23 protein-coding genes are annotated in these 22815 nt (G+C 71.3%); 12 read left to right on the forward strand and 11 right to left on the reverse strand.

Going from position 1 to position 22815, the window contains the following annotated elements:
• A complete protein-coding gene (locus OG542_RS36140; protein WP_328416480.1) occupies positions 1-978 on the reverse strand; it encodes a pectate lyase family protein in 978 nt (325 codons plus the stop codon).
• A 380-nt stretch (positions 979-1358) separates the two neighbouring features.
• Between OG542_RS36140 and OG542_RS36145 the strand changes: the two genes are divergently transcribed.
• Together OG542_RS36145 and OG542_RS36150 are read left to right on the forward strand one after the other, a co-directional pair.
• The gene (locus OG542_RS36145; protein WP_328416482.1) at positions 1359-2441 is read left to right on the forward strand and encodes a non-reducing end alpha-L-arabinofuranosidase family hydrolase; all 1083 of its coding nucleotides are present in this window, start codon (positions 1359-1361) and stop codon (positions 2439-2441) included.
• 97 nt (positions 2442-2538) lie between these two features.
• Positions 2539-3846, forward strand: coding sequence for an extracellular catalytic domain type 1 short-chain-length polyhydroxyalkanoate depolymerase (locus OG542_RS36150; protein WP_408057881.1), 1308 nt, complete (start codon positions 2539-2541; stop codon positions 3844-3846).
• 31 nt (positions 3847-3877) lie between these two features.
• Here OG542_RS36150 and OG542_RS36155 read toward each other — a convergent pair whose 3' ends face one another.
• The gene (locus OG542_RS36155) at positions 3878-4957 is read right to left on the reverse strand and encodes an NADH:flavin oxidoreductase/NADH oxidase (protein WP_328416484.1); all 1080 of its coding nucleotides are present in this window, start codon (positions 4955-4957) and stop codon (positions 3878-3880) included.
• A gap of 118 nt (positions 4958-5075) precedes the next feature.
• On the opposite strand from OG542_RS36155, the gene OG542_RS36160 reads away from it, so the two are divergent.
• Entirely contained in the window at positions 5076-5426 is a 351-nt protein-coding gene (locus OG542_RS36160; RefSeq protein WP_328416486.1) for an ArsR/SmtB family transcription factor, read from the forward strand.
• Between the two features lie 82 nt (positions 5427-5508).
• Here the strand turns inward: OG542_RS36160 and OG542_RS36165 are convergent, their stop codons facing one another.
• Positions 5509-6852 carry an FAD-dependent oxidoreductase gene (locus tag OG542_RS36165; RefSeq protein ID WP_328416488.1) on the reverse strand — a complete coding sequence of 448 codons (1344 nt, stop codon included), beginning with the start codon at positions 6850-6852 and terminating at the stop codon, positions 5509-5511.
• A 210-nt stretch (positions 6853-7062) separates the two neighbouring features.
• Here OG542_RS36165 and OG542_RS36170 point away from each other — a divergent pair, with 210 nt between their 5' ends.
• On the forward strand, positions 7063-7527 hold the full coding sequence (locus tag OG542_RS36170) for a DUF6214 family protein (protein WP_328416490.1): 465 nt from the start codon (positions 7063-7065) through the stop codon (positions 7525-7527).
• 39 nt (positions 7528-7566) lie between these two features.
• On the opposite strand, the gene OG542_RS36175 is transcribed toward OG542_RS36170, so the two are convergent.
• On the reverse strand, positions 7567-8220 hold the full coding sequence (locus OG542_RS36175) for a DUF305 domain-containing protein (protein WP_328416492.1): 654 nt from the start codon (positions 8218-8220) through the stop codon (positions 7567-7569).
• Positions 8221-8410: 190 nt separating this feature from the next.
• Between OG542_RS36175 and OG542_RS36180 the strand changes: the two genes are divergently transcribed.
• On the forward strand, positions 8411-9913 hold the full coding sequence (locus tag OG542_RS36180) for an LVIVD repeat-containing protein (RefSeq protein WP_328416494.1): 1503 nt from the start codon (positions 8411-8413) through the stop codon (positions 9911-9913).
• On the opposite strand, the gene OG542_RS36185 is transcribed toward OG542_RS36180, so the two are convergent.
• The 5 genes from OG542_RS36185 to OG542_RS36205 all read right to left on the reverse strand — a co-directional run bounded on the left by OG542_RS36185 (position 9901) and on the right by OG542_RS36205 (position 13870).
• The gene (locus tag OG542_RS36185; protein WP_328416496.1) at positions 9901-10587 is read right to left on the reverse strand and encodes a TetR/AcrR family transcriptional regulator; all 687 of its coding nucleotides are present in this window, start codon (positions 10585-10587) and stop codon (positions 9901-9903) included. The genes OG542_RS36180 and OG542_RS36185 overlap by 13 nt on opposite strands.
• A 175-nt stretch (positions 10588-10762) precedes the next feature.
• Entirely contained in the window at positions 10763-11452 is a 690-nt protein-coding gene (locus tag OG542_RS36190; protein ID WP_328416498.1) for an HAD family hydrolase, read from the reverse strand.
• A 40-nt stretch (positions 11453-11492) separates the two neighbouring features.
• The gene (locus OG542_RS36195) at positions 11493-12161 is read right to left on the reverse strand and encodes a phosphatase PAP2 family protein (protein WP_311129903.1); all 669 of its coding nucleotides are present in this window, start codon (positions 12159-12161) and stop codon (positions 11493-11495) included.
• A gap of 116 nt (positions 12162-12277) precedes the next feature.
• Positions 12278-13213: a M56 family metallopeptidase gene (locus OG542_RS36200; RefSeq protein WP_328416501.1), complete on the reverse strand. Its 936-nt coding sequence runs from the start codon at positions 13211-13213 to the stop codon at positions 12278-12280.
• 123 nt (positions 13214-13336) lie between these two features.
• Positions 13337-13870 carry a DUF5134 domain-containing protein gene (locus OG542_RS36205; RefSeq protein ID WP_328416503.1) on the reverse strand — a complete coding sequence of 178 codons (534 nt, stop codon included), beginning with the start codon at positions 13868-13870 and terminating at the stop codon, positions 13337-13339.
• Between the two features lie 161 nt (positions 13871-14031).
• Here OG542_RS36205 and OG542_RS36210 point away from each other — a divergent pair, with 161 nt between their 5' ends.
• The 3 genes from OG542_RS36210 (at position 14032) to OG542_RS36220 (ending at position 17532) form a co-directional block, all read left to right on the forward strand.
• Positions 14032-15696 (forward strand): FUSC family protein, encoded by a 1665-nt coding sequence (locus OG542_RS36210; RefSeq protein ID WP_328416505.1) that lies wholly within the window; start codon positions 14032-14034, stop codon positions 15694-15696.
• Between the two features lie 305 nt (positions 15697-16001).
• Positions 16002-16463, forward strand: coding sequence for a MarR family winged helix-turn-helix transcriptional regulator (locus OG542_RS36215; RefSeq protein ID WP_311130514.1), 462 nt, complete (start codon positions 16002-16004; stop codon positions 16461-16463).
• 154 nt (positions 16464-16617) lie between these two features.
• Positions 16618-17532 carry a GNAT family N-acetyltransferase gene (locus OG542_RS36220; RefSeq protein ID WP_328416507.1) on the forward strand — a complete coding sequence of 305 codons (915 nt, stop codon included), beginning with the start codon at positions 16618-16620 and terminating at the stop codon, positions 17530-17532.
• 2 nt (positions 17533-17534) lie between these two features.
• Here the strand turns inward: OG542_RS36220 and OG542_RS36225 are convergent, their stop codons facing one another.
• Positions 17535-17927, reverse strand: coding sequence for a VOC family protein (locus tag OG542_RS36225; RefSeq protein ID WP_328416509.1), 393 nt, complete (start codon positions 17925-17927; stop codon positions 17535-17537).
• Between the two features lie 137 nt (positions 17928-18064).
• Between OG542_RS36225 and OG542_RS36230 the strand changes: the two genes are divergently transcribed.
• Positions 18065-18604 carry a GNAT family N-acetyltransferase gene (locus OG542_RS36230; protein ID WP_328416512.1) on the forward strand — a complete coding sequence of 180 codons (540 nt, stop codon included), beginning with the start codon at positions 18065-18067 and terminating at the stop codon, positions 18602-18604.
• 20 nt (positions 18605-18624) lie between these two features.
• Here OG542_RS36230 and OG542_RS36235 read toward each other — a convergent pair whose 3' ends face one another.
• Positions 18625-19308: a glycerophosphodiester phosphodiesterase gene (locus tag OG542_RS36235; protein ID WP_311129897.1), complete on the reverse strand. Its 684-nt coding sequence runs from the start codon at positions 19306-19308 to the stop codon at positions 18625-18627.
• Positions 19309-19558: 250 nt separating this feature from the next.
• Here OG542_RS36235 and OG542_RS36240 point away from each other — a divergent pair, with 250 nt between their 5' ends.
• The 3 genes from OG542_RS36240 to OG542_RS36250 are packed head-to-tail and all read left to right on the forward strand — an operon-like array spanning position 19559 to position 22814.
• On the forward strand, positions 19559-20956 hold the full coding sequence (locus OG542_RS36240; protein WP_328416515.1) for a DUF6421 family protein: 1398 nt from the start codon (positions 19559-19561) through the stop codon (positions 20954-20956).
• Between the two features lie 41 nt (positions 20957-20997).
• Positions 20998-21747 (forward strand): SDR family oxidoreductase, encoded by a 750-nt coding sequence (locus tag OG542_RS36245; protein WP_193479028.1) that lies wholly within the window; start codon positions 20998-21000, stop codon positions 21745-21747.
• Positions 21744-22814 carry a threonine aldolase family protein gene (locus OG542_RS36250; RefSeq protein ID WP_193478533.1) on the forward strand — a complete coding sequence of 357 codons (1071 nt, stop codon included), beginning with the start codon at positions 21744-21746 and terminating at the stop codon, positions 22812-22814. Before OG542_RS36245 ends, OG542_RS36250 begins: the two co-directional genes overlap by 4 nt.
• The last annotated feature ends 1 nt before the right edge of the window (position 22815 follow it).

A 22815-nucleotide genomic window follows, 5' to 3' on the forward strand; every position in this document is an offset into this window, starting at 1 on the left:
TCAGAGCTTTCCGGCGCCCGCACCCGACGTCACCGAGGTGACGACGGACGAGGCCGGCTCCGCCGAGTAGCCGTACGGCGGGCTGGTGAAGCTGCCGACGCGCGAGACCTCGGTCGTGGCTCCTCCGAGATCGTTGCCGCGCAGGTTGGCGTATCCGTCGACGTCGCTGCTGCGGTTCGTGGTGACCGCGACCTTCGTCGAGCGGAAGACGTTGTTCTCGACCAGCAGCTGGGCGCCCATGCGCGAGTGGCAGGCGGTGTCGGCGCCCTCGACGTAGTTGTTGTAGAAGTGCCCGGTGCCGAAGCGCAGGCTGGGGATGCGTGAGTACACGTTGGCGAAGTGGTTGTGGTGGTACGTCACCTTCAGGTGGCCGGTGTCCTGGCTCGCGTTGTTGTCGCTGTGGCCGACGAGCGAGCCCTTGAAGTGGTTCTTGAAGGTGTTCCAGGACACCGTGACGTTGTCCGCGCCGTGGTTGACGTCCAGCAGACCGTCGTAGTGGTCCTTGTCGTGATCGCGGTCCGCCGAGAAGGAGTTGTGGTCGATCCAGACCTTGGTGGACGCCTCGACGGTGATGCCGTCGGCGGGCGCGACCGGCTTGCTGATGTTCAGGTTGCGTACGACGACGTTCGAGACCTTCTTCAGTCGCAGTCCGCCGCCGGTGAACCCGGACGCGGAACCCACGCCCAGGACAGTCGTGTTGGACCCGATGTCGACCTGACCGCTCAGCGAGATCAGGCCGTTGACCTTCACCACCTTGGCCGAGTTGCCGGTCACGGCCGACTTGAAGGCGCTCAGCGTGGAGACGGTGACCGCGGAGGCGCTGCCGCCGCCGGTCGTGCCCGCGCCGAACCCGATCGGCGAGGTCTCGGCGGCCCCGGCCGGCTGGGGAACGGCCAGGACCGCCACGGTCGCCAACGCGGACGCGGCGGCGACAGCCAGGGTGGATCTGTGTACGCGTGTGCGTGGGGGAGTACGCATGTGGGGTGCGTCCCTTCGTGGTGCCCTCATGGTTGTCAGGTCGGTCATCTACATGATTGACGTTCGCCATGTTGTTCACCGCGCGCGTTGCAGGTGACCGGTCCGGAGATCCCGCCGTGCTCTGGGGGTGCACTTCCCCAGGCCTGACGGGCCTCGGTGGGCGCCTTGGCGGAGGCGCTTCCGGGTCACACTGCTGAACGGAACGTAGGGGGCAAGCGCTTTCTAGTCAACGCCTCGCGCAGAACACATTCGGCCGGTCCTTGTCAGGGCGGGGGCCGCCCCGGGGCCGTGTGGGAGCGCTTCCATGAAAGCCATGTGCATGCCACCATGCCGACGGACGCTTCCCTTCACGAAAGGGCGGGTCGATGAGGACTCCGCGCATGCGTACGTTCGTCAGTGGACTCGTGTTCATGCTGGTGGCCGTCGGCGCCCCTCTCGTGCCGTCGGTGCCGGCGGCCGCCGGCACCTCGCGGCCCGCCGGCGAGAGCTCGCTGCCGGCTTCGTTCACGTGGTCCTCGAGCGGCCCGCTGATCAGCCCCAAGCCGGACGCGGCCCACCCGATCCTCTCGGTCAAGGACCCGACGGTCTTCCGCTACCGGGACCGCTGGCACGTCTACTTCACGACCGCCGACACCGCCGGGCGGTGGAGCCTGGGACACACGAGCTTCACCGAGTGGTCCGAGGCCGCCTCGGCACCCCAGACGTTCCTGGACGCGAACCCGAACATCGGAAACCGGTACGCCGCCGCGCCCCAGGTGTTCTACTTCGCGCCCCAGCAGACCTGGTACATGGTCTACCAGACCGGGCCACCGTCCTACTCCACGACCAAGGACCCCTCCGATCCGCTCAGTTGGAGTGCGCCGCGCGACTTCTTCGACGGTGAGCCGCCGATCGTCACCGAGAACAAGGGCGACGGTGCCTGGCTGGACTTCTGGACGATCTGTGACCGGACGGACTGCTACCTGTTCTTCTCCGACGGCAACGGCCACCAGTACCGCTCGCGCACCACGCTCGCCGAGTTCCCGAACGGTTTCCGCGACACCACCATCGTGCTGTCCGAACCCAACCGCTTCGACCTCTTCGAGGCGGGCAACGTCTACCGGCTCGGCGACGGCGGCGGCTACCTCATGCTCGTCGAGGCGCTCGCGACCGGATCCGACTGGCGACGCTGGTTCCGGGCCTGGCGGGCCGACAGCCTGGGCGGCGCCTGGACGCCGTTGGCCGACACCGAGGCCAACCCGTTCGCCCGATCCAGCAACGTCACCTTCGAGGCCGGACAGCCGGCCTGGACCAGGGACTTCAGCCACGGCGAGATGATCCGCGCCGGTGTCGACCAGACCCTCACGATCGACCCGTGCCGCCTGCGGTTCCTCTACCAGGGGATGGACCCCGCCGCGAGCGGCGAGTACTACCGGCTGCCCTGGCGTCCGGCCCTGCTGACCCAGACGAACTCCACCTGCTGAACCGCCGTACGACCTCCTGCGAGCCGCGCCTCACAACGGAAGGGACACGGACGTGCCTGCCACCCCCCGCCCCACGGCGAGGAGACCACTGCGGTCGATATTCCTCGCGCTCGTCGCCGCGCTGTTGCCGATGCTCGCGGCCACGGTGCTCACCGCACCCGCGGCCGCCGCCCGCGAGCCGGCCGGCGAGTCCGTCCGCGAGTCCGTCCGCGATGCGGCCGTACCCGCCGCGGCCCTCACCGAGGTCACGAACTTCGGTACGAACCCCAGCAACCTGCGGATGTACCTGTACGTGCCGGAGAGCGTCAAGCCGAACCCGGCGGTCGTGGTCGCCGTGCACTGGTGCACCGGCTCGGGCCCGGACATGTACAACGGCACCGAGTACGACACGCTGGCCGACCAGTACGGGTTCATCGTGCTCTACCCGTCCGTCACCCGCAGCAGCAAGTGCTTCGACGTCTCCTCGCCCCAGGCGCTGCGCCGCGGCGGCGGCAGCGACCCCGTCGGCGTCAAGTCGATGATCGACTGGGTCACCCGCACCTACGACGCCGACACCGGCCGGGTGTTCGCCACGGGCGTCTCCTCCGGCGCGATGATGACGAACGTCCTGCTCGGCGTCTACCCCGACGTCTTCGCGGCCGGCGCCGCCTTCTCCGGCGTGCCGTTCGCCTGCTTCGCCACCACCGACGGCTCCGAATGGAACAGCAACTGCTCGGGCGGCACGCTCACCCGCACCCCGAAGGAGTGGGGCGATCTGGTCCGGGGCGCGTACCCCGGCCACGCCGGTCCCCGCCCGCGGATGCAGATCTGGCACGGTACGGAGGACGACGTCCTGCGCTACCCCAACTTCGGGGAACAGATCAAGCAGTGGACGAACGTGCACGGTGTGAGCCAGACGCCGACCACCACCGACACCCCACAGTCCGGATGGACCCGCACTCGCTACGGCGGCACGGGTGACCGGGCTCCCGTGGAGGCGATCAGCCTCCAGGGCGTCGGCCACAACCTGTACGCCCACGGCATGGCGTCCCGCGTGCTCACCTTCTTCGGCCTCGACAGCTCGGGCCCGGCGCCGCAGCCCCAGCCCGGCGCCTGCAAGGTGACGTCCACGCTCAACGCCTGGACCACCGGCCTGACCGCGTCCGTGACCCTCACCAACACCGGTACGACGACGGTCAACGGCTGGAAACTCGGCTTCACGCTCCCCGCGGGCCAGACCGTCACGGGCGGCTGGGGCGCCACGTACGCGCCGTCGTCCGGGTCGGTCACCGCCACCAACGTGTCGTACAACGGCACGATCGCGCCGGGCGCGAGTGTGAGCATCGGCTACCAGGCGAGCCACGGCGGCAACAGCGCCGCTCCGGCCGCGTTCACGCTCAACGGGACGGCGTGCACGGCCGGTTGACGCATCAGGTGCTCCGAGGCCCGGGTGCCGGTCAGACCGACCGGTGGTACTGGTCCGGCACCCGGACCTCACCGCCGAGTTCCCGCGCCGCGTGCCGGGCCCACGAGGGGTTGCGCAGCAGTTCCCGGCCGAGCAGGACCGCGTCCGCCTCGCCGTTGGCCAGGATCTTCTCGGCCTGCTCGACGTCGGTGATCAGCCCCACCGCGGCGACCGGCAAAGCCGTCTCGGCTTTCACCCGGGCGGCGAAGGGCACCTGGTAGCCGGGTCCGGTGGGGATCCGGGCACCGGAGGCGTTGCCACCGCTGGAGACGTCCAGCAGGTCGACGCCGTGGGCCCGCAGCTCGGCGGCGAAGCGGACGGTGTCGTCGGCGGTCCAGCCGCCGTCCTCGAGCCAGTCGGTTGCCGAGACGCGGAAGAACAGCGGCTTGCCGTCCGGCCACACCTCCCGTACGGCGTCCACCACTTCGAGGGCGAAGCGGACGCGGTTCTCGTACGAGCCGCCGTAGGCGTCGGTCCGGTGGTTGGAGTACGGGGAGAGGAACTCGTTGATCAGGTAGCCGTGGGCGCCGTGGATCTCGGCGATCTCGAAACCGGCGGCGAGGGCGCGGCGGGCCGCGGCCGCGAACTGCCCGACGATGTCCTTGATCTGGTCGGCGGTCAGCTCGGCCGGGGCCGGGTGCTTCTCGTCGAACGCGAGGGGGCTCGGCGCCACGGAGTCCCACCCGTACGCGTCCGGGCCGACCGGGGCGCCGCCCTTCCAGGGGCGGTCCGTCGAGGCCTTGCGGCCGGCGTGGGCGAGCTGGATGGCCGGCACGGTGCCCTGCGCGGCGAGGAAGCGGGTGATGCGGCGGAACGCTTCCACCTGCGTGTCGTTCCAGATGCCGAGGTCGTACGGGGAGATGCGGCCCTCCGGGGACACGGCGGTGGCCTCGACGATGATCAGGCCCGTGCCGCCGGCCGCGCGGGCGGCGTAGTGCGCGAAGTGCCAGTCGGCGGGGGCGCCGGTCTCCGGGCCCTCCGGTGCCGCCGAGTACTGGCACATCGGGGGCATCCACACGCGGTTCGGGATCGTCACATCGCGCAGGGTGAAGGGCTCGAAGAGCGCGGTCACGGCGGACTCCATTCGTCACGGGGCCGGTATCGACTCGTACGATAGGCATCGTAGTACGGTAGATGTCAAACTACGAGGGTTCTCGTACTATGGAGGCCCCCGAGGAAGTGGAGTCGCCGTGACGTCCCCCGCCGTGAGCAGCCGCTCCCTGCCGCATCCCGAGAGCGACGAGATCCGGCTGGAGGATGTGCTGCACGCGCTCGCCGATCCGATGCGGTTGCGGATCGTGCGGGAGCTTGCCGCGGGGAGCGGGGAGTTGTCCTGTTCGCATTTCGACCTGCCGGTGACGAAGTCCACGACCACGCATCACTTCCGGGTGTTGCGGGAGAGCGGGGTGATCCGGCAGGTCTATCGGGGGACGGCGAAGATGAACGGGCTGCGGCGGGATGATCTGGACTCGTTGTTTCCGGGGCTTTTGAGTGCGCTTCTTGACGCGGCGGGTCGGCAGGCCGGGCGTCTTGGTGAATGAGTCTTTCGTGGTTTGCCGCGGGCCGTCCGTGGCTTGTCGCGCCCACGCGGCGGAGCCGCAAATCGACACAGCCCCGCGCCCCTTAGGGGCCGTTGCTGTGCGCGGCCTCCATCAGGGACTGCCAGTCGGGCAGCTTCACCACGCCTCTGCCCAACGACGCTCCCAGCTCCGCCTCCGCCCGTTCGATCGACTGCCAGCCCGTCCATTCGACCGGGTCGGCGCCCTCTGCTCGCAGGGCCGTGAGCGTGTCCTGGGGGACGTCCTTGGCGGCGAGGAGCGGGGCGTCCTCCAGGAGGGACATCGCCGTTTCCTTCGCGCAGGGGCGGTTCGTGCCGATCACACCCGTCGGTCCGCGCTTGATCCAGCCGGCCACGTACTCGCCCGGCGTGACGACGCCCTCGCGCAGGACCCGTCCGGCCAGGTTCGGCACGGTGCCGGTCTTCGCGTCGAACGGCAGACCCTCCATCGGCACTCCGAGATAGCCCACCGAACGCAGCACCAGCTGCGCCTCGATGTCCTCGTACCGGCCCGTGCCCGTCACGCCGCCGTGCCCGTCCGGGGCCGTCCGCTCGAACCGCACCGCGCCCACGTGGCCCTGCTCGGCGAGCAGTTCGACAGGGCGGAGGAAGAAGCGGAGGTGGATCCGGTGCGGGGCGTCCGCCGGCGGTGACTCGGCCCAGCCCCGCAGCACCTCCACGTTGCGCCGCTGCGGGGCGGGCAGCGCGGACGGGTCCGTGTACCCCGGGTCCGGCGCCAGCTCCGCCGGGTCCGCGACGACGTCCGTCCCCGGCAGGGTGCCCAGCTCGCGCAGCTCCTTGGTGGTGAAGCGGGCCCGGGACGGGCCGCGCCGGCCCACCATGTGGATCTCCGTCACCCGGCTCGCCGCCAGCGCGGTCAGGGCCGCCTGCGGCATGTCGGTCGGGCTGAGCTCGGCCAGCCCCCGGGCCAGTATCCGGGTGACGTCCACGGCGACGTTCCCGACGCCGATGACCACGGCCGACCGCGCGTCCCGCAGGAATCCCCCGTCCACCGCGTCCGGATGGGCGCTGTACCAGGACACGAACTGCGTCGCCGACCAGCTCCCCGGCAGGTCCTCCCCGGGAATGCCCAGATGTCGGTCCGTGGCGGCGCCCACGCAGTACACCACCGCGTGGTAGAGCTCCCGCAGCCGGGCGGCCGGCACCCCGCCGGGGCCCACCTGCACACCTCCGAGGAAGCGGACCCGGTCGTGCTCCAGCACCGTGCGCAGATTGTTCTGCAAAGACTTGATCTTCTCATGGTCGGGTGCCACGCCGTAGCGGACCAGGCCGTACGGGCACGGCAGCCGGTCCAGGACGTCGACGCACACCCCGGAGTCCAGCTGGACGAGGCTCTGGGCCGTGTAGCACCCGCTCGGCCCGGAGCCTACGACGGCGACTCGCAGCACGGCGGAACTCCTTACCCGTGGGATCCCGGGGGATCTCCGGAGAGCGCTGATGTCTCCAGCATCGCACCGGCCGGGCTCCGCTGACAGGGTGCTGTGCTCCGACCGGGGCGCGTGTCGGATCTATAGCGAATGTGATCATGCGGTTACGTTCCGTGTGTGCTGGAAGCATCCTTTCTTAATCTTTCTGATCGCTCTCCGGCGGACGGCGCGGTGTCCGTGCGGCCCGCGTGGGAAGTGCGGGAGAACGCGGACGCCACGCGGTGGTTCGACGTCCGGCTCGCCTTCACGGACGGCGCCCACGTCGACGCGCTGGCGGTCGTGGCCGGCGGATACGTCGGTGTCGAGGACGTACGCGCCCAGCCCGCGCTGTCCCTCGACGACCTGGCGGTGCTCGCCGACTGGCTCGAGGAATCGCTGGCCGAGGCGTGCGGCGCCGGGGCGGGCCCGGATCCCGAGGGCTGCGCGGGCCCGGGGCGCCGGTCCCGGCCGGTCTGGCCGCACGGCGCGGAGGGGCGGTGGCTGGTGGCACAGGAGTACCGCGCGGCCCAGCTGGACGGTGCCGACCCGGTCCTCGCCGTGATGTGCGCGACCGGCCACAGCCGACGCAAGTCGCTGAGGCTGATCGGCCAGGCCCGGGACGCGGGCCTGCTCGCGCCCCGCCGCGCACGGCGCTGAACGGGCCGGCCCGGGGCACGACCGTGACCGGGACTCCGCTCAGAGCATGTCCCGCATCCGCGTGATCTCGCTGGTCTGCTGGGCGATCACCTCGTCGGCCATCTCCTCGACGCGGATGTTGTTGCCCTGCCCTTTCACGTCCGTGGCCATGGTGATCGCACCCTGGTGATGGGTCGTCATCAGGGTCAGGAAGAGGTGGTCGAAGGCCTTGCCGCCGGCCGCGCGGAGCTTCTTCAGCTGAGCCTCGGTCGCCATGCCGGGCATCGTGGCGTGCTCGTGCCGCTCGGCCTTCAGCGGCTTGCCGTACGACTTCAGCCAGCCCTTCATGGCCTCGATCTCGGGCTTCTGGCCGGCTGAGACGCGCTCGGCGATGCGCTTCACCTTGCTCGACTCGGCACGCTTCGGGACGAGTTCGGTCATCACCAGGGCCTGGGTGTGGTGCTCGATCATCATGCGGACGTAGGAGACGTCGGCCGAGTTGGGGGAGTCGTTCTCCGAGCGCTGGTCGGCGGCTTCCTCGGCGGACAGGGTGCGGTTCGCCGCGCCGGGCTCACCCGGCGCGATCACGGCGGGCCCGTCGGCGGCGGCCGGCTTCCGGTCCGGACCGGAGTCACAGCCCCCGGCCGCGAGCACGGCAAGGGCGACCAGCCCCGTCGTGACGACGGATGCACGAGACACGCGGCGGAAGAGCACAACAACCTCCTGTGGCGGGCGGGTTGGGACGCACCTCGTGTTGCGGACGGCGCACTGGCACGCTTCCGCGGGTCATTGATCGCAAAACTTCATTGCGATTCTGTTGCCCTCTGTTGGTATGTGCATGACGAAGACGATACTGCGTGGTGCGTGAACCGTTCCGCAGTGAACGGAACCAGGGAGGAAAACAGTGATCCTGTTGAACGACCGCAGAACACGCCGCAGACGCCTGGGCGTCGTCGCGGCCGCCGGTGGACTGCTGGCCGCGCTCCTCACGGCGGCACCGGCAGGAGCCACCCCCGACCCGGGGGACGCGCCGCCCGCATCGAAGAAGGTCTCCGAGAGCGCCCAGGCCGAGGTCCGTGAGGCCATCGAGAACGGCGAGATACCCGGCCAGGACGAGATCGTCCACTCCGACAACATCCAGCACCTGGCCCACGTCCCCAAGGACGTGCTTCGGGGCACGAACTCGGACCTCGCCTTCCAGGGCAGGTACGCGTTCGCGGGCAACTACGACGGCTTCCGCATCTTCGACATCAGCAACCCCAAGGCACCGAGGACCGTCTCCCAGGTGCTGTGCCCCGGCTCGCAGAACGACATCTCCGTCTCCGGCGACCTGCTGTTCCTGTCCACCGACTCCTCGCGCAGCGACAGCAGTTGCACCAGCACCACCCAGCCTGCGACCGAGAAGTCCTCGTGGGAGGGCATGAAGGTCTTCGACATCAGCGACAAGCGCAACCCCAGGTACGTCGCCGCCGTCGAGACCGCCTGCGGCTCGCACACCCACACGCTGGTGCCCGAGCGCCGGAACGTCTACGTGTACGTCTCCTCGTACGCGCCGAACGCCGCCTACCCCGACTGCCGGCCGCCGCACGACGGCATCTCCGTCATCAAGGTGCCGCGCAACGCCCCCGAGAAGGCGAAGGTCATGGGCTTCCCCGTGCTGTTCCCCGGTGAGGGGCCGGACGGCGGCGGCAACCCGGGCGGACCCACCAACCCGGGCGTCTCCAAGACCACCGGCTGCCACGACATCACCGTGCTGCCGTCGAACGACCTGGCCGCGGGCGCCTGCATGGGCGACGGCATCCTGTTCTCCGTCAAGGACCCGGAGCGCCCGAAGGTCATCGACCGCGTCCAGGACAACGTCAACTTCGCGTTCTGGCACTCGGCGACCTTCAACCAGAAGGCCGACAAGGTCGTCTTCACCGATGAGCTGGGCGGCGGCGGCGCGGCCACCTGCAACGCGGAGATCGGACCGAACCGCGGCGCCGACGGCATCTACGACATCGTCGGCAAGGGGGACAAGCGCAAGCTCGTCTTCCGCAGCTACTTCAAGATCCCCCGCCACCAGGCGGACACCGAGAACTGCGTGGCCCACAACGGCTCGCTGATCCCGGTGAAGGGCAAGGACCTGATGGTCCAGGGCTGGTACCAGGGCGGTGTCTCCGTCTGGGACTTCACCGACTCGGCCAAGCCGAAGGAGATCGCCTACTTCGACCGCGGCCCGCTGACCACGGACACGATCAAGTCGGGCGGCTCATGGTCGGCGTACTACTACAACGGCTACATCTGGTCGAACGAGTACGCCAGGGGCTTCGATGTCCTGAAGATCGACGACCGGCGCACGGACCCGGCCCGCCGGGTCCACCTGCGTGAACTCAACGTCCAGACGCAGCCGGACTACTTCGACTGACCCTCCGGGCCGTACTCCGGTGCGGCCCCGGTCGCGAAGAACCGCGACAGACCCCTGTCACCCGTCCCGTCGGAGGCTCCGGTCTCCGGCGGGATGCCCAGCTCCCGGTCGAGCCGGTAGCGCCTGAACAACTCGGCCCGCAGCACCGGGACCGGCATCGGCGCCCCCGGCACCAGCGCCGCGTACATGGCACCCATCAGCAGGGCGCGCAGCATCGGATAGTCGCTGTCGACGTCCCGCGACCCGAGCCGGGCGACGGTGTCCCGCAGCAGTTCGGCCAGCCGTCGCTGCTCCGGGCAGGGCACGAAGCCCTCGGCCTGCAGCAGCCCGGCCATGTGCTGGCGCATCAGCGCGGGCCGCTCCCCGGCCAGGCCCAGGATGGCGTCGATGGCCCGCGCCATCCGCTCCCGGCCGTCCTCGGTGCGCGGCTCGCGCTCCAGCGCCTCCTCCAGCGTGCGATGCATCAGCCGGTGCACGGCGGACTGCACGAGTTGGCGCTTGCCGGGGAAGTAGTACGAGACCAGACCGCGCGCCGAACCCGCCCGGTCGGCGATGTCGCCGAGCGTCGTCGCCTCGAACCCGCGCTCGTCGACCAGCTCGACCGCCGCCCGCAGAAGCCGCTCCTTCGAACGTCTCCGCAACTCTTCATTGACCGAGGCGCTGCGCGGGGACATGCTGTAACTCCTGCGTTGACTGGCTGCCAGCCAACTATACTCGGAGTGTCCGGCCGGGGCCGCGCGGTCCCAGCCGGGGATGCCGTCTGCCTCGGGCGACACGGGGGATCGTCCGAGGCGGGCGAGCAGAGGACCGGCTGGGCGCTCCGGGCTGCTTGATCCGGCGGTGCGGCCCTCAGCTCACCAGATCCAGGACCGGCCGCAGCCCGTCCGGCCGGTCGGCCACCGGCAGATGGTCCACGAAGTGCACCCCGCAGCCCAGGGCCGTGGCGCCGCCGTCCGCCCTGCGGTCGTCGCCGACCATGAGCGTCCGGCGCGGATCGGCGCCCAGCGCCTCGCAGGCGGTGGCGAACAGCCGGGGGTCGGGCTTCTGGATGCCGTGCTCGTACGACAGGACGTACACGTCGATGTAGGGATCCAGGCCGTGCGCGCGGAAGACAGGGCGCAGGTCCCAGCCGATGTTGCTGACCACCCCGACCGGGATACCCCGCTCGCGCAGCGTGCCGAGCACCTCGACGGCGTCCGGGTACGGGGCCCACGCGGCCGGGTTCATGTGGCGCTCGTACAGCGCGTCGTGCAACGTCGGGTCGGGCAGCGTGACTTGGCGGGAGACGCCGGTGTACGCGGCCCGGTGCAGCTCGGCGCTCTGGTCCCGGATCTGCCAGGCGCCGGCCAGTTCCTCCGGCACTCGCGCGGGGCCACCACCGCCCGGCAGCGCCCCCGCGGCCTCCAGCGCCCGCGCCGCGGCGGTCACCTCCGCCTCAGCGAGCCGGACGGCGGAGGCGGCCAGGGTGCCGCGCAGCCAAGAATCAGTGGACTCGACGCGGAAGAGGGTCCCGGAGAAGTCGAACAGCACGGCGGTCATGGGGTGATCCTACGAGGGCGCGTCTCGCTCCCGCGGGTTTTCACGGATGCCGGCGCTGGTGCACCCACACCGCCAGGGCCACCACCATCGCGCCCAGCAGCCAGCCGCCCAGCACATCCGACGGCCAGTGCACGCCCAGCCAGACGCGGGTCAGTCCGACCCCGATCACGGAGACGACGGCCACGATCAGGGCCGTACGCCACACGGCACGGCTCACACCGTGACGGTGCAGGAGCCACAGGAGGAGGCCGCACACGACCGTGGCGCTCATGGCGTGGCCCGACGGATAGGCCGAATAGTGGGCCGAGTCGACGGGGTCGGGCCAGACCGGCCGGGGACGGTCCACAGCCGCCTTGAGAGCCTGCTGCAGCAGCGTGCCCAGCGTGACGGCCAGCGCCAGCCACACCGCCGTCCAGCGTGCCGCCAACCGCACGACGAGCCACACGACGACGACCGCGCACAGCAGACGCATCGTCCACGGATCCCACACCCAGTCCGTGAGGATGCGGAACGTCTGGGTGATGCCGGGTTCGCCGACCGCCCAGCGGTGGGTGGTGCCGGAGATGTCTCCGTCCGTGGTGATCAACGGGCTCCATCTGGCCGCGACGAGGGTCAGCAGCAGAGCCGAGCACAGGGCCAGGACACCGGCGGAACCGGCGGCGGTGCGGTGCTCCGGACGGGGCGGGGAGTCGATGGACGGGGTGTGCATGATGCGATCCTCGCCGAACCGGGGGGTCCGGATCCAGTACGGTGGCGATCTTCGGCCGCGGAGACCACGTGCTTCGGCCACCCCGAGGCCCGCGGCGCCCGTGTCACACGCGCCGGCTATCCCAGCGCCCGCAGCCCCGGTACGAACGCCAGCAGCACCGGCACCACGGGCACCAGCGCGGCCGCCGCCGTCAGCCGCAGGCGCCGTGCCGCGGTCAGTCGGTCCGGGGGAGTGAGCAAGCGGTGCACCCGCGCCGGGACATGGGCCTGCGGCGTCGGGCAGGGACCGAACACACCGCGGTGCTCGTTCAGTTCCACCAGGGCCAGGGCCGTGGTCAGACGGCCGAAACGGCGGGAGGCCGTGTCGTCGGCGGCGAGTTCGACCAGGCGGTGCATCTCGTCGCGGAACGCGGCGAACACCGGCACCTGCGGAAAGCCGCCCGCCAGGGCGGAGGAACAGTTCAGCAGCCAGTCGTGCCGGGCCCGTGCGTGCCCCTGCTCATGGGCGAGTACGGCATCCAGCTGCCGGCCCTTCAGCCGGCGCAACGCCGCGGTGGTGACGACCAGTTGCGGCGGGGCGCCGGGCAGCCACCAGGCGTCGGGCCGCTCGCTTTCCAGGACGACGAGCCGGCCTGACACGGTCACCTCGCCCGGCAGCAGCGGGGCCCGGACCAGAAGGTCGGCACGCCGGCGGCGGCGCCGGGCGCGTGCCCGGCCGACCTCGCGGACCAGCATCGCCGCGCTCCACAGACCCCCGCAGGCCAGCGCGACCGCGGTGGTCGCCGCCCAAGGGCCCGCCGTACCGAGGGCGTAGGCCTCGACGGCGGCACTCGGCGCCGTCGCGAAGACCTGCCCGCCGACCGCGTGCCAGGCCGCCGCCGCGCTGAGCGTCATCGACAGCGCACAGCACACGAGTACGGTCGCCACCGCGCACTGCCACACCCACAGCGCCACCACCGGCTCACGGTCCGGCCAGTCCGCCCGGGCGAGCAGCCGGGGAGCCACCACGGCGGTCAGGGCGCCGAGCAGCAACAGCGCCGCGGGGAGCATCATGGGAGGCAGCCTATGAGCGCGGCGCCGCCCAGGGGTACGGCTTGTGCCGTCAAAGTGACGCAGGCAACGGATCCGTACGGCGATCCATACGGCGATCCGTACGGTGCGACGAGGCGGTCCTGCTCACAGCGTCAGCAGCATGGCCACCATCGCGATCCCCATGGACAGCCGGCACGCCCGCGCCAGCTCCGGCCGGTCGCCCCACCCGGCGGACCCGCCACGCCCGGCCCCGCTCCCGGCCACGGCGGTCACCGGCACCAGCCGGACGCCGGTCAGCAGCACGTATCCGGCGAAGTAGAGCAGCAACGCCCCCGTCAGAAGCGGGACTCCCGATCCGCCCTGACCGTGCGCGTGTGCGGGGGAGCCGGCCATGACGACGGACATGTAGACCATCGCCCCGGCTCCCGCGAGGTGATGGAGATGGTGCGCCCCGGCCCGCGCCGCCCACAGCGCGCGTACCGAGGCCGCCCCGAACACGAACGCGTACGCGAGCCAGGCCCACGAGGGCGGAGTGAACACCGCCGCCGGAACCGCCATCGCGGCCATCCCGAAACCCATCAGCGCCTCGCCGCCGCTGCGCATCCGCACCAGACAGTAGGCGCCGGTCACCGCGCAGAGCGCCACCAGCAGCCAGCCGGACGAAGCCGGTCCGTGCACGCGCACCTCCCCGCTCGACAGTCGGTCATTCGATGCCCCGGCCATGCGGCGCGCACGCGAGCGCAAGGGTGTACACGGGGGGCATTCGACGGAGCACGCCAGGTGAGCGGCTTGTCCCACGCGTAAGTTTTACGAGTAAAACACCTGCTAATGTTGTGGGAATGAGCAGCGCGAACCCCGCACCCGCCTCCCCGCCCGCCCGGCGTCTCCCGCTGGCGGGCGTGCTGCGCGTCGGCCGGCCCTCCGAGATCTGGTTCAAGCCCGCGCTGAGCGTGGTCGCGGCGATCGCACCGCCCAACCTCACCCTCCTGGCGCTCGGCCGGCTCGACCTGGCGATGTACGCGATGGCCGGGTCCCTGTGCGCGCTGTACGCCCACAACCGCCCCTACGCCGCCCGGGCCGGGGCCCTGGTGTGGGTGGTGCTCGGCATGCTCGGCGGGCTCGCCGTCGCCCTGGTCGCCGCCTCGCTCACCGGCAGCGCCGTCGTGCTGGTCACGGTCGGCGCCCTGCTGGCCGCCGCGCAGAAGGTGCTGTGCGACGCCACCCGCGTCGGCCCGCCGGGCAACGTCGTCCTCACGTTCGTCAGCTCCGCCTCGCTGTTCGCGCCGCAGACCCTCGCCCAGGTCCCCGGCCATCTCGCTCTGGCCGCCGCGACGGGTGCCTGGGCCTGGCTGGTCTGCATGGCGCCCGCGCTGGTCCGGCCGCACGGCCCGGAGCGCCGCGCCACCGCCAGCGCGCTGAAGGCCGCGGCCGCGTACGGCGACACGGGTGGCACCGGCGAGGGCCACGCACGGGCCCGTGCCGCGGGCTACGCCGCCGTCCAGGCCGCCTGGCAGTCACTGCTGTCCACGGGCGCACCTTCCCGGACCCGGCGCGCCCTCGAACGGCTCGTCGTGCGGGCCGAGGTCGCTCTCGCGGCGCCGGCCGAGTCGGATGCCGGCCGGCTGCGTGCGTGGGCCCGCGCGCTGCGCGGTACCGGGCCCGTCCCGCAGGCCGGTCTGCCGCGGGCGGCCGCCGACGAACTGCTCGGTGTGGACGCGGCCCGCTCCCTGTGGACCCGGCTCGGCCCGCTGACCCCGCTCGCGGTGCGCACCGCGCTCGGCTGCGCGCTCGCCGGCTACGCCTCCCTCGCCCTCGGCATCGGCCGCCCCTACTGGGCCCTGGTCACCGCGGCCTCGCTCTACCAGGCCAACATCGCCCTGACCTGGAGCCGGGCCGTCCAGCGGGTCGTCGGCAACGTCGTCGGCGTGCTCGTCTTCGCGGCCGTCGCTCCGCTCGCGCATCTGGGCCAGGCGGTTCTGGTGGTGTGCTGCCTCGCGTTCAGCTTCGGCGCCGAGGTGCTGATCAGCCGAAACTACTGGCTCGGCAGTGTCTGCGTGACGCCCATGGCGCTGCTCATCACCGAGTTCGCCGGATTCCAGGAGCCCGGCGAGCTGATGACGGAGCGCGTCGTGGACACCGTCGTCGGCGCCCTGGTCGGCTTCCTCGCCGCCGTGGCCGTCACCAACCGGCGCGCGGGCGACCGGGTCGAACGGGCCCTGACCGCCGCCGACCGGGCCCGCGAGCACGCCGCCCGCCTCCTGGCCGAGCCGGACCCCGGCACCGCCGCCCTGGAGTCGGCCCGCCGCGGCCTCGCCGTCGCCCTGGCCGACCTGCGGGCCACCGCCGACGCCGCGGCCGGCGAATGGTGGCAGCGCGCCCTGCCCCAGGAGCGGGTCGTGCTCGCCGAGCAGTCCGGACACCGTACGCTCGCCGCTACGGCACGACGCCAGGGGCTGCTCCCGGACCGGGGCACGGGCACAGAGACGGAGGACGCACGGCCATGACGGCGACGGAAGGGCCATCGCCCACGGGGGACGACTCGGGACCCGGGCCGCGGCCGACGGGCGGGGCACACCGGGCGGGGGACGACCTCGCCGAGGGGCGTGCGGCTGACCGGGCGCGGAGGGCTGGAGGGGACCCGGCCGGCGGGGCCCGCGCGATCGGGGAGCATTCCTCCGACCGACGGGCAGCCGACGGCATCCGTACGGCCACAGGGGAGTCGGCCGACGAGGCCCCCGCGGTCGAAGGCGCCCCGTCCGGTGGCCGGCGGGGTGACACCGTTGCCGGAGTCGTTCGGCAGTGGCGGGCCGTGCACCCCGGGCTCGACACCGGGCCGATGGAGGTCATCGGCCGGATCAACCGCTGTGCCGCGCTCCTTCAGCAGGCCGAGGACGCGCCGCTGCGCCGGGCGGGTCTGAGCCGCCCGGAGTTCGACCTGCTGGGCGCGCTGCGCCGCACCGGGCACGAACTGACCCCCGGGGAGCTGGCCCGGGAGACCTTCTCCTCGGGTGCCGCCGTCACCAAACGCCTCAAGCAGCTGGCCGAACGCGGCCTGGTGGAACGCCGAAGCGACAGCCGTGACCGTCGCGTCGCCCACCTCCGACTCACCGACGCCGGACGCGCAGTCGTCGACGACGTCCTGCCCGCCCAGCTCGCCTACGAGACAGCTGTCCTGTCCGGCCTGGACGCCCCCGAACAGGGTGAACTCGCAGCTCTGCTCGGAGAGTTGCTCGGCCAGCTGGAGGGCCGCCTGGGCGCGCTGCGGGGATGACGCAGTAGCCGCAAGGCTCCTGACGCGGACCGTCTCGGGCCGTCGGCCGAATGCGTCCCTCCCCACTGGTGTGCCGCACCGGCCCCGACGTACCCTCACCCCGTACCGCACCGCGTGGCGGCCTCCAGCTCCTTCATCTGCCCGGAGGTACCCCATGCCCGCACTCGAGGTGCGCCCCTTCCGCCGAGCCGACCGCGACCAGCTCACCGACCTGGTCAACTTGCACGTGGCGGCCGTCGTCCCCGGCGTCTCCGTCTCCGTGAACACCGTCCTCGGCGACCTGGAGCGGCAGCCCGGCGAGTTCATCACGGACCCGTGGGTGGCCGAGCGGACGACGCTCGTCGCCGAGCAGCGCCGGTGCGTCGTCGCCGCGGCCCATCTGCTGCGCTACCGGGCCGATGCCGAGGTCGGCGAGACCTATCGGGACATCGCCGAGATCAACTGGTTCGTCCACCGCCCGACGGCGTCGCACTGGCCGGACGCCGACCGGGCCGCCGACCTGCTGATGCGGGCGTGCCTGGCGCAGCTCGCCCGCTGGAACGTCCGCGTCCGGTACGCCGACGGCGCACTGCCCGCCCCGCTCGTCTACGGCCTGCCCCGCAACTGGCCCCACATCCGGGCCGTCTACGAACGCGCGGGGTTCCAGCACACCGGGGACACCGAGGTCATCCTGATCGCCCCGGTCAGCGACCTGCCGGCGCAGGAACCCCGGCCGGGCGTCACGGCCGAACGCACGCTGGGGGAGTGCGGCACCCGTTTCACGGCCTGCGCCGACGCGCGGGCCCTCGGCTTCGTCGAGGTGGACACGGCCCTGGCCCGCCCGGAAAGGCACGCCCGTGCCGCGGGCCTGGCCGACATCGGCAACCTCCACATCGACCCCGCGCAGTACGGCACCGGCCTGGAGCACTGGCTGCTGGCCCAGGCCGCCGACTGGCTCCGCCTGTGCGGCGTCGACCGGCTCGTCGCCTACGAGATGGCCGCCGACAGCACCAGGCTCGACCTCCTGGCTGGCGCGGGCTTTCGCGAGCTGACCCGTACCGACCGGGGCTGGGAGCACCGCCCCGGGTGACCTCAGATGCCGGGCCGGTACCGCATCGGGTGGTCCGCCGGGACCTCGACCAGCACGATCGGCGTCCCGTCCGGATCCGCGATCCACATCTCGACCAGGCCCCACGGCTCCTTCACCGGCGGCCGCACGATCTCGACGCCCTTCGACCGCAGCTCCTCCTCCGCCGCGGCCACGTCGTCGACCTGGAACCACAGCCGTACGGCGGGCGACGGGGGAGTCTCGGACCGGCCCGCGACCTCGAGGAAGCCACCGCCCGTGAAGTAGACCGTGCCGCGCTCGGGACCCGTGCCGAACTCCCGGTAGACGGCGAGGCCGAGCTGATCGCCGTAGAAGGCACGGGACCGCTCGGGGTCGGACGGGCGGAGCAGAATCCGGCTGCTGAGTACATGCACCATGCACGAGAGCCTAGGGCCTGCCCGACAAATCCCCGCCTGCTCTGCGGGCGGACGACGGGGATTTATCGGGCAGGCCCTACTGGCGGCGCTACTCTCGTCCATGCCCGAGCCACGCCCCGAAACGGAGACGTACGCCCATGGACACCGCTGCCACCGGACTGACCTTCCGTGATGCCACCGACGCCGACGTGGACGAGCTGGTCGCGCTGATCGAGTCGGCGTACCGGGGCGACGACAGCCGGGCCGGGTGGACCACCGAGGCGGACATTCTCGAAGGACAGCGGACGGACCCGGAGGGCGTGCTGGCCGTCGTCAAGTCGCCCGACAGCCGGTTGCTGACCGTGGAGCGGGAGGGCCGGATCGTCGCGTGCTGCCAGCTCGAGCACCGCGGGGACCACGCCTACTTCGGGATGTTCGCGGTCAGCCCCCGGCTCCAGGGCGAGGGCCTCGGCAAGGTGATCATCGCGGAGGCGGAGGGACTGGCCCGCGCGACGTGGGGCGTGACGGAGATGCACATGACCGTGATATCCGTACGCGACGACCTCATCGCCTGGTACGAGCGGCGCGGCTACCGCCGTACGGGATGGATGACCCCCTTCCCGTACGGCGACGAGCGCTTCGGCGTCCCGCAGCGCGACGACCTGAAGTTCGAGCTGCTGATCAAGGAGCTCGGCTAGCGGTTAGGCCGTTTCACGGCCTAGGCCGTGAAACGGCCCGTGCGCTTGATGTCCGGGTGGTCGGTGGTCGCGCCGTCCAGACCGAACGCCCGGACGAGCCGCAGATGATCCTGCGTGTTCACCACCCAGCCGATGATCTTCAGGTCGGCTTTGCGCGCACGCTCGACGGTCTCCAGGGTGAGCCGGCGGATGTTCAGGCAGACGGTCTCGGCGCCGACCGCTACGGCGCGGTCCACGATGTCGGTCCCGTAGCGGCTGGCGATCAGCGCGGTACGCACGCCTGGCACGAGTGGCTTGATCTCGGCGATCGCCTCGTCGTGGAACGAGGACACCTCCACCCGGCCGGCCAATCCGCGCCGGTTCATCACCTCGGCCAGGGCCCGCGCCGCCTGCGCGTCCTTGATCTCCGCCTGGATCGGCGTCTGGACGGCTTCCAGGACCTCCTCGAAGACCGGTACCCGCTCACCCCGGCCCGCGTCCAGGGCGCGCAGCTCGGCGAGGGTCTTCTCGGCGATGGGCCCGCTGCCGTCGGTCGTGCGGTCCACGTCGGTGTCGTGCATCACGACGAGCGCGCCGTCCTTGCTCAGATGCAGGTCGAGTTCTATGGCGTCGAGACCCGCCTCCTGGGCGGCGACGAAGGATCGGAGGGTGTTCTCGGGTTCCACACCCATGACTCCGCGGTGACCGATGGTGAGGAAGTTCAAGACGCGACTCTCTTCCGTCGACAGGCGGCACTGGGGGCCTTACGGCCCACCTGGACCGTATCGCCTGCACCCGCCCTGTGCAGAGGGCGAGGGCATGGTCGGCGTACATCCGGGCACAAGCATGGCCGACAGGAAAAAATGCGGTAGGGGCCAGGGTGATGCAGGATAATTTCCCGAGCTCGCCCTTGCTGGGAGGAACCTCGTGTGTATACGGTCTGGGTACGCGAGATTCTCCCGTGGAAGGTGGGACATGACGGAAATTCTTGTGCAGGTGGGTTCGGAGGACCTGGTTCCTCCCGTGGCCAGGGTGGTGGAGCACCCGGCATGGCCCGTGCTCAAGGATGCCGTGGAGCGGATCCGGCCATGGCAGTCCAAGGACGGGTCCATCGACTTCGACACCGAGGACGCGCCGGATTTCGCCGACGCCGAGCTGACCGTCCGCCGGGCGGCCGACGCGGTGCTGGAGCTCTCCCCGCTGCTCCCGCACGACGCCGCCTACCATGAGGCCCTGGTCAAGGACCTGCGCCGGTGGGCCGACGGCGGCTTCGAGGTGCCCGACTTCCTCGACTCCCTGCTGGCCTTCCAGCCCGCCGCGAGCCGCGCGGACGGCCTCCAGCACCTGGTCGTCTTCCCGATGTACACACAGAACGGCAACCCGGACCGCAACCTCGAAGCGGTCGTGCTGCGCATGGTCTGGCCCGACTGGCTGGCCGAACTGGAGCGCACCCGCTACGACAACCCGCTGTTCTGCGGCATCAAGTTCGAGGACTTCACGGCCGGCTACGACACCAACTCCGCCGTCCTGTTCCCCGAGACCATCGCCGTGCGCGAGGCACCCGAACGGTTCAGCTGGGGCGGCATCTTCTGCGACCGCGAGGCCGCCCGCTTCCGCCGGGTGACCGACGCCGCGGTCGACATCCTGGGCCTTGAGCTGCCCGAGGACGTCGCCGCGATGGTCCACGACCAGAAGCGCTGCGAGGAGGCGTTCGTCCTGTGGGACATGGTCCACGACCGCACCCACAGCCATGGCGACCTGCCGTTCGACCCGTTCATGATCAAGCAGCGGCAGCCGTTCTGGATGTACGGCCTGGAGGAGCTGCGCTGCGACCTCACCGCCTTCAGGGAGGCCGTGAAGCTGTCCGCCGAGGGCGTCCCGCAGGCCCGTGACGTGCAGGTCGCGGTGCTCTTGGACCGGATGTTCCGCTTCCCGGTCACCGGCGAGCGCGTGCGCAACTACGACGGCCTCGGCGGCCAGCTCCTCTTCGCCTACCTGCACAAACACGACGTCGTCCGCTGGACCGACAACAAGCTCACCATCGACTGGGAGCGTGCCCCGCAGGTCACCAACCAGCTGTGCGCCGAGATCGAGCAGCTGTACCGCGACGGCATCGACCGCCCCAAGCTCGTCCACTGGTTCGCCGGATACGAGCTGGTCTCCACGTACCTCTCCCCGCACCCGGGCTCGAAGTGGGCCAAGGGTCCCGAGGCTCTGGACGTGACGCAGCCGCCGCGCAAACTCGTCGATGACGTGCTTCCGGACGAGTTTCCGCTGAGCATGTTCTATGAGGCACTGTCCAAGAAGCTGAAGAACGTGATCGCCTCCACCAAGGGCATCACGGCGGACAGCGCCGAGCGGATCGCCGCGTGAGCGACCGCGACACCAGGACCACTGCACAGGAGGCGAAGATCATGGCGGGGAACGGGGCGCTCAGCGGTGCGGTGATCGCGGTGGCCGGAGCGGGTGGACCCGCGGGCCGGGCCGCGCTGCTCAAACTGGCCGAGGCGGGTGCGACCGTCATCGGCTCGGACAACGACCCGGAGCGGCTGGCGGAGGCGGTGGACGCGGCGAGCTACGCGACCGGCGGCGCCACCGTCACCGGTGACACGGTCGATCTGCTCGACCTGCGGGCGACTCACGACTGGGCCACCCGCATCGAGAAGGACTTCGGCCGCGTCGACGGCCTGGTCCACCTGGTCGGCGGCTGGCGCGGGAGTGAGACCTTCACCAGGACCAGCCTCGACGACTGGGACTTCCTGGAGATGCTGCTGGTACGCACCGTGCAGCACACGTCCCTCGCCTTCCACGAGGCACTCCAGCGCAGCGACCGCGGCCGGTACGTGCTGATCAGCGCCGCGGGCGCCAGCAAGCCCACCGCGGGCAACGCCGCCTACGCCGCCGGCAAGGCGGCGGCCGAGGCGTGGACGCTGGCCATGGCCGACTACTTCCGCAAGGCCGGGGGCACCGAGGGCCCGACCTCGGCGGCTGCCATCCTGGTGGTGAAGGCGCTGGTGCACGACGCGATGCGCGCCGAGCGACCCAACGCGAAGTTCGCGGGCTTCACCGACGTCAAGGACCTGGCCGAAGCCGTCGTGGGTGTCTGGGACAAGCCCGCCGCCGAAGTGAACGGAAACCGTCTGTGGCTCACCGAGAAGCCGTGAACCCGCCGAAGACCGACGCGCGCCGCCATCACGACCCGGAAGTCCGCGGTTTCGCCAGCGACAACTACGCCGGCGCCCACCCGGAGGTGCTCGCCGCGCTGGCCCTGGCCAACGGCGGGCACCAGGTCTCGTACGGCGAGGACGCGTACACCGAGAACCTCCAGAGCGTCGTCCGCAGCCACTTCGGCCCCACCGCCGAGGCGTTCCCGGTCTTCAACGGCACCGGCGCGAACGTCGTCGCCCTCCAGGCGGTCACCGACCGCTGGGGCGCGGTGATCTGTGCCGAGAGCGCGCACATCAACGTCGACGAGTGCGGGGCTCCCGAACGGGTCGGCGGCCTGAAACTGCTCACCGTGCCCACGCCGGACGGCAAGCTCACGCCCGAGCTGATCGACCGGCAGGCGTACGGCTGGGACGACGAGCACCGTGCGATGCCGCAGGTCGTCTCGATCGCCCAGGCCACCGAGCTGGGCACGGTCTACACGCCCGACGAGATACGCGCCATCTGCGAGCACGCCCACGCGCACGGCATGAAGGTGCACCTGGACGGCTCCCGGCTGGCCAACGCCGCCGCCACCCTGAACGTCCCGATGCGGACGCTCACCAACGCCGCCGGCGTCGACCTCCTCTCGCTGGGCGGCACGAAGAACGGCGCCCTGTTCGGCGAGGCCGTCGTCGTCCTCAACCAGGACGCCGTCAGCCACATGAAGCACCTGCGCAAGCTGTCCATGCAGCTCGCCTCCAAGATGCGCTTCGTGTCGGTGCAGCTGGAGGCTCTGTTCGCCCGGGACCTGTGGCTGCGCAACGCCCGGCACGCCAACGAGATGGGCCGGCGCCTCGCCGAGGGCGTACGCGCCGTGCACGGGGTGGAGATCCTCTACCCCGTGCAGGCCAACGTGGTGTTCGCCCGCCTGCCGCACGAGGTGAGCGAGCGCCTGCAGAAGCGGTTCCGCTTCTACTTCTGGGACGAGGCCGCGGGCGACGTCCGCTGGATGTGCGCCTATGACACGACCGAGGAGGACGTGGAGACGTTCGTGGCGGCGCTGAAGGAGGAGATGGCCCGCTGAC

Origin of the sequence: Streptomyces violaceus, assembly GCF_036014075.1 — a bacterium.
GTDB classification, from domain to species: Bacteria; Actinomycetota; Actinomycetes; order Streptomycetales; family Streptomycetaceae; genus Streptomyces; species Streptomyces violaceus.